General features: G+C 63.3%; 4 protein-coding genes. 1 reads left to right on the top strand and 3 read right to left on the bottom strand.

Annotated features, from left to right (window positions below):
- From AC1D1W_RS19930 to AC1D1W_RS19920, 3 genes are all read right to left on the bottom strand, one after another.
- Positions 1–1590: hypothetical protein (locus tag AC1D1W_RS19930; protein ID WP_476944608.1), on the bottom strand; the 1590-nt coding region annotated here is incomplete at its 3' end.
- Positions 1591–2489: 899 nt separating this feature from the next.
- Positions 2490–2870: a hypothetical protein gene (locus tag AC1D1W_RS19925; protein WP_243178975.1), complete on the bottom strand. Its 381-nt coding sequence runs from the start codon at positions 2868–2870 to the stop codon at positions 2490–2492.
- A gap of 23 nt (positions 2871–2893) precedes the next feature.
- Complete coding sequence (locus tag AC1D1W_RS19920; protein ID WP_476944607.1) at positions 2894–3679, bottom strand: FHA domain-containing protein; 786 nt, start codon at positions 3677–3679, stop codon at positions 2894–2896.
- Positions 3680–3804: 125 nt separating this feature from the next.
- On the opposite strand from AC1D1W_RS19920, the gene AC1D1W_RS19915 reads away from it, so the two are divergent.
- Positions 3805–4104: a hypothetical protein gene (locus tag AC1D1W_RS19915; protein WP_243178979.1), complete on the top strand. Its 300-nt coding sequence runs from the start codon at positions 3805–3807 to the stop codon at positions 4102–4104.
- The last annotated feature ends 497 nt before the right edge of the window (positions 4105–4601 follow it).

Raw genomic sequence — 4601 nt, 5'->3', positions numbered from 1 at the left:
TCCCAGTTCTGTGAACCTGGCCACCGCACGAGTCCGCTCCTGCTGCAACATTTTGATCTGCGCTGCGATGGCGGGCTTTTCGCCCGGCCCGGCTGTTTGGAGCAGCTTTTGAAGCGCTCTGATTTCGACTTCCAGCCCTTTAATCTTTTGGCGCAGAGTGGCGCACTCCAGCGGTTCCCCCGGCGTGATCTGGACGGGTTCGCTGGGCGTGCCGAACCACTCGACGGACTCCTGCAGCATTCGCCATTGGAAAAGAGCCGGCGTTGACGGTGCAGGGATATTAAAGGAAAAGGTTGTGTCCTGCCCGGGGGACACGGCTCCGGTGAGCTCGTGCCGGGCCGCGCCGAAATCATTCCCGATGGCGCCGAGCCGGTACCCTTCGCTGGGTTGCCACGTGGTGGTCCCAGTGTTGCGCATAGTGACGGTTACGGCCGCCGTACTGAATCGTGGGATGGACGCCGGGACTGACTGCGCAACGAACCGGGCGTTACTTATGCTGAGCCCGATCTCTCTCTCGGGAGTACGGGGCCCGAACCACTCCCGAGCGCCCGTGTCCGTGCGGTCGCGCACCATTTGCCATGAGAACAGCGCCCCCGCGACCTCCGGGGCACTGATGGAGAAGGTAAATGCCACATCCTCACCGCTGGCAACCGGCCCGGGCAGTTCATGCCATGCGCTTCCCCAGGTCGAGTTGCCCGCGGGCGCCTGCGCACCGAGCCTGTATCCCTCCCCCGAGGTCCACGTGGTGTTGCCGGAGTTCCGTATGATGATGGTCACGGTGGCGGTGGATCCGGGCCGCATGGCCTCCGGGATATGGTCCTGGGAGACAAACTCCGCGTCGTCGTGCCAGGCCAGTATGCGGAACGAAGCGGCCGCCTGGGCCGTGCCGGCCGCGGTTTCGACGCTGACAGGCACATCCGCCTCCGGTTGCCCCGGGGTGACGAGCCCTTCGGGCACGGCCACCGTCAGGGACCCTGCGGCAGGAGGCGCGAGCAGCGATGCCGCCGCAGTGCCGAAGGACACCCGCGGGATACCGACATTGAAATTCCGGCCGGACAGGCTCACCGCGGTACCTGCCGTCCCGGCGTCCGGCGTGAAGGAAGGGTCCGCGAACGCCGGGATAAACGATCCGGGGTCCACCCAAGGCTGGACCGTCTCGGCCTCGCTGTCGGCCACCACCCAGGTGAAGTGCCGCTCCGCAGACGGGTCGTTGTTCCGGATCCCCAGCGTCCACGTCTCCTCAGTCGCCCGGTCAAACCCCACCACGAGACGCAGGACGTTTCCCACCCCGGGGACCAGGAACACGTCCCCTACAAATCCGGTACCGGCGCCGTCGGGACGGGTGGCGCGGAAGACCGGCTGCGTCGCCGCCGCCACCGCCACCGCCGGGCCCCTCCCCGCCTGCATGAACACGGTCGGAGCCACCGAGCCCCCGATCATCGCCACCCGCAGGAACATCATCCGCTCATAAATGCCAGTGAACTCCGGTACAGGTGTGCCTGCGGACTGGACAAAGCCGGCATCCCCACGGCCGCCCGCGGGCACAGTCCTCGGTGCCACCGGCGGATCCGGAAACAGTGCAAAAACCATGTGGTCCTCCTAGCCCGCGGGTCGTTGGTCAGGCGCTCGAGGCCCCGCAGGGTCCCGGCCCGGCAGGCGCTCGCAGAGTGGCTGGCTGGGCCGCCGGAGCCGGGGGATTTCTGGTGTCCAACTCAACCTCCAACGTGCTCCGTCAACGACATCTTCGGCGGTGCTGGGCGCGAGGACCGGACGGCAGAACCCTTATGTGCCGCAGCCGCGGTACCATAACGGGCGGTGCCGTTTCGTCTTAACATCACCGCTGCACCCTAACGCTGGCCCGTTACGGGAACGTTACGACCACCCCTGACGGAATCTGAGGAGTCCGCCCTTCGCTCGCGCCAGCTATCACGGCTGCGGACTGATGCCGGTCAAACAGGCGCGGTTGCCGCCACGCCCGTGGGGGAAAGCGCATTGGCCAACCGCCGACAATCATCCAAGCAGGTCCCCGGGCCAGAGGCCGTGGCCGGATCTGTGAACTTTCCGAGCAAGCCGACTGAGCGGCCAAGGAAAAACCCGACTGAGCGGCCAGGGAAAAACACTCACCAGACCGGAGGGCACTTCTCCGGAAGCGCGGTGGTGCAGTCGCTGGTGCTCCTTGGCGATCCGACTGTCTGGATCCCCAAGCTCGCCGAATTCGCCGCCCCTGGCCGTACTGGGCAGCAGCGTCGGGGTCTAGCTTGGGCTCGGGGGCTGCGGGACTAGATTAGGGATGCCTTCGCCAGGTAGCTCAGGAGTGGCCCTAACAGCAGGAAACAACTACGACAAGGCTTTACGTTACTGCGCGGTCACCAGGAGGAACCGCCCTCTGGAAGCCAAGCGATGACGCATCTCCCGATGATGCAGGTCCTCGCCGCCGCTACAGGCGCGGGCCGGCGTCGTACCATTCTGCTTTCCGGCACAAAGCCTGCTCATGTGCCCGTCAGCAGTTTCGCTATGGGCTGTCCGAGCGGGCCGAGCCAGGCCATCAAGTTCTGGATCGGTCCCACAAGACTTGCAAGGGCACCTGCCGCACTTGCGATTTCCGTAATTTTCTTGAGGGGTTCTACGACCTTCTCAGGCTCGGGGTGGCCACGGCTAACTTCCGCATTTATCTCTCTCAGATAAACAGATATTGCAGCGAGCTTGCTGTCATCGAGTCCGATTGATGTAACTCCGTGCTCGAGTTCCTGAAACGCTTCACGCACAGCGCCCAACTGAACCATTTGGCTGCGCTGGCCACCACGGATATATTGATTCCCCTCGACGTTATTGACTACTCCGCCGGTTTGATTGTTGATATTGAATCCCACCGTGATCGTCCTCCTTTGCTTCCTCAGTAGCCCCTCCGACGAGGTAACGGGAATTCGCGCTCTACCTTCTTCCGTCTGGACGTCGCAACGACGTGGAGGACGATGCCGATGGTGATTAGAATCGAACCTCCTCCTGCAATAAACAACCCGGTGATGTACAAGCGAAAGGAAGCAGGAGTGCCGACACCTCTATAATTGGGTATTTCTTCCATAAACTGGTAGAAACCCGATCCTGCAATGACGAGTCCGGTGATGGCCAGGCCTGCGCCAATCCAGATCAACCAGCGGGCTCTGGTTTTGGTGGCCGCTACGGCCTGTAGGAAACTTTCGCGTTCCTGCCTGATATGGCTGACGTAGGCAGTGTATTGATTTCCGGCGACGTTGCTGATAGTTCCCGCGTGCTGATTTTCTATTTCGTATTGGCCTTGTACGTGTCCATCGCGCGGCCGGGGCCGTGGTGGCCGCTGGACCGGCAGAGCGGCCGTGGCCTCGGATTTGCTGGACGCACCCTGAAACTGGAACCGTTCTCCCCCGAAGGAAACAACATCACCTGACCGCAGGATGACCGGCCCAGATGTGGGGTGTCCGTTGACGCTCGTTCCGGCGCTGGAACCCAGATCCTGGACGGACACGCGGCCAGCACCGTCCACTGACAGTGACGCGTGCACCCTGCTCACAGTCGGTTCAGACACCACCAAATCATTGGTATGGCTGCGACCCAGCGTCATATAGGCGCGCGTCACCTCGAGTTCGCTACCTGAGCTGCYGCCCGGTCCTCGGGCAATGAGCCGGGAAACGTTGGCACTCATAGATTCTGTTCCCTCTCAGACTGTATCAGGCTAAGGAGGCGGCGTTACTGCTGCGTTACTGCTACGTTACTGCTGCCCAACCCCTTCGGTAAACAGCCCGTTGGGCTGCCCCCAGGGACAGCTGGTTGTCCTGGCATCCCGGAAATCAGCACGGCGCACCCCCGATGCTGTCCGGGTCGGTGGCCAGCCGCTGGCCCACCGGCGCCGGCTGCTCGCCCTCAATTTCGAGCTCGGTCTCTTCGAAGACCCGCATCCCGGACGACAACCAGCAGGCAGAAGTCATCGGTTCCGTTGCCCACGCGCAGGTCAACCTGCACCTGGCCCGCAAGGCGCTGGTCCTGCTCACAAACGGCGGCGCGCTCCCGCTGGCCAGGGGCATGAACGCGACGGACAGCGGACGAGCAGCGCCCGGACTATTGCCGTGATCGGACCGAACGCTGATGATCGCATGCGCAGCTGGGAGACTGGTCCGGGGCCTCCGACCAAGTCAACTAGCTCCCCGACACCCCGGCACCTGACCACCACCGTACTCGATGGGTTCCGCGCCATCGTCCCAGGGGATTGGACGGTCACGCACGCCAGAGGAGCCGACATCGGCCACGAGATCCCGGACCCCGCGGGTCCTACCCTCATCGACGGCCAACCGCACCCGAAACTGTTCATCCCCGCCGGCAGCGACGAGGCCATGCTCGACGAAGCCGTTCCACGGCCCGGAATGTCGCCCAGTCGTCGCCGTCATCGGCGAAACCGTTTGCTCATCCAATCAGAACTCTCAGCCCTGCCCAACCGGCCTGGAGGCCGCAGCGAAACCTGCTAACAACCAACGACTCAAAACAGAATCCCAAACCGATTTTTCTCGGGTCATACTGCCCACGCCAAGGACGTCCATGGACGTAACGAAGGACAAACCGTCCATCCAAGT

It is taken from the genome of Arthrobacter sp. P1_B4 (assembly GCF_056406555.1).
The sequence above is the reverse complement of the archived record's forward strand: the minus strand, read 5'-3'. Positions and strand labels throughout refer to the sequence as shown.